We start from the raw sequence: 1,865 nt of genomic DNA, 5'->3' as shown, positions 1-1,865 counted from the left end.
GCCGCTGTCCGGGGGCCTCCGCCGGGCTCGGCCAGCGCCGCCCGGGCGGCCTCGAAGTCCATGCGGGCGCCGTCCATGGGAGGCGCCGTCGTTCCAGCGCAGCGTGTGGCGGACGCCGTCCGACTCGACCACCCGCCACCCCTGCCGGGCGGCGTTGCCGAGGACGATCAGCTCGTTCTCCGCCGTGGTGGGGCCGAGCACCACCTCGTCCGGGTCCACCGTGGGACGCGGGACACGGAGATCGTCGGCCAGCGGCCAGCCAGGGGTCTCGATGTCCTGAGCCATGTGTCCGCCCTTCGTCCGGCCCGCGACGCTGCGGGCTGCCTGCACGGCGTGGTCGCTGTGCACCTGTTCAGCGATGTTCTCTCAGCAGACCCGCGCCGCCGTGCACTGCACCACGCAGGTGTGGACGAAAGTCCATCTGACCAGGACCTTCGCCCTGCCGGTTCCGCTGTGGGCACTGTGTCCTCCCTGTGGGTCAGGGATGAAGTGCGAGACGTCCCGTCTCCCCCGACGCCTCGGGCCCATCCCCCGGCCCATCTCCCCCGGCAGACGGAGGTGCGCCGGGCGGCTCCTGCCTAGGGTGGAGTCCATGCCCGTCCCCGCCTCCCCTGCCCCGCCCGAGGCCACCGCCACGTCCGAAGCCGCCCGCTCCCGCCGCATCCTGCCGGAGCACTGGCTGCGCACGGACGTCACCATCGCGGTGGTGCTGGCGATCGGCTCGGTGGAGATGACCTACCTGTCCCAGTGGTCCGGCATGGACGCCGGGTACCGGGCGTCCGTCCACGTGGTGGCCGCCGTGGGAGGTGCGGCCGCCCTCCTGCTGGCCTTCCGCCGCCGCGCCCCGCTGACGGTCTCGGCCGTCTACGCGGCGGCCTACATCGCCCTGGCCACCTGGGTGGGCATCGAGTTCTACGCCTCCCAGGTGGTGATGTTCCTCAGCTTCTACACGGCGGGCGCCTGGTCCGCCGACCGCCGCCGCGCCCTCTGGGTGCGCGTGGCGATCGTGGTCGCCATGGCCGTGTGGCTGCTGGTCCAGTCCGTCCTCGGGTTCTCCACCCCGGAGACCGGCGAGCGCGGGGTGAACGCATACTTCGCGTTCCTGCTGATCCAGTGGCTGGTCAACGCCGCCTACTTCACCGGCGCCTGGATGTTCGGGAACCGCGCGTGGCAGCAGGCCCTGGAGCGGCAGGCGCTCGAGCGGGCCCACGCGGAGATCCACGCCCAGCAGGAGCAGCTGGCCGAGCAGGCCGTGTCCCTGGAGCGGGTGCGCATCGCCCGCGAGCTGCATGACGTGGTGGCGCACCACGTCACCGCCATGGGGGTCCAGGCCGGCGCCGCCCGTGTGCTGCAGGCCAAGGACCCGCAGGCCGCGGCCGGCCATCTCAAGGGCGTGGAGGACTCCTCCCGCCAGGCCGTGCGGGAGCTCCAGACCCTGGTCCACACCCTGAGGGACGACGACGGCTCGGTCGCCTCCGTCCCCCGCCTGTCCGACCTCGAGGCCCTCGCCGAGCAGGCCCGCTCCGCGGGCACGCAGACAGTGGCGCTGGAGCGGATCGGAGCGGCTCCGCAGCTGGCACCGGCCGCCGAGCTCGCCCTGTACCGCGTGGCGCAGGAGGGCCTGACCAACGCCCGCAAGCACGCCGGCCCCCGTGCGCAGGTGACGGTGCGGCTGCGCTCCGAGGCGGACCGCGTGGAGCTCGAGGTCTCCGACGACGGCCGCGGTGGACGGTCCCTGCCCCGGGCGGCAGGCACCCGCATGGGACTGCGCGGCATGCGCGAGCGCATGGACTCCGTGGGGCGGCACCGTGGACGCCGGCCCCAAGCCCACCGGCGGCTGGCTGGTGCGCGCCGCCGTGCCCACC

Annotated in this window: 2 protein-coding genes; one reads left to right on the top strand and one right to left on the bottom strand. The window is 74.1% G+C overall.

The features are described 5' to 3' along the window. A partial coding sequence (locus AC2W7A_RS12060; RefSeq protein ID WP_485991551.1) for a hypothetical protein occupies positions 1–285 on the bottom strand: 285 nt, incomplete at its 3' end. Between the two features lie 307 nt (positions 286–592). On the opposite strand from AC2W7A_RS12060, the gene AC2W7A_RS12055 reads away from it, so the two are divergent. Next, positions 593–1,865: sensor histidine kinase (locus AC2W7A_RS12055; protein ID WP_485991550.1), on the top strand; the 1,273-nt coding region annotated here is incomplete at its 3' end.

The sequence above is a fragment of the Micrococcus sp. LASM2_SD2 genome (assembly GCF_057364565.1).
This window is presented reverse-complemented; position numbering and strand designations above follow the sequence as displayed.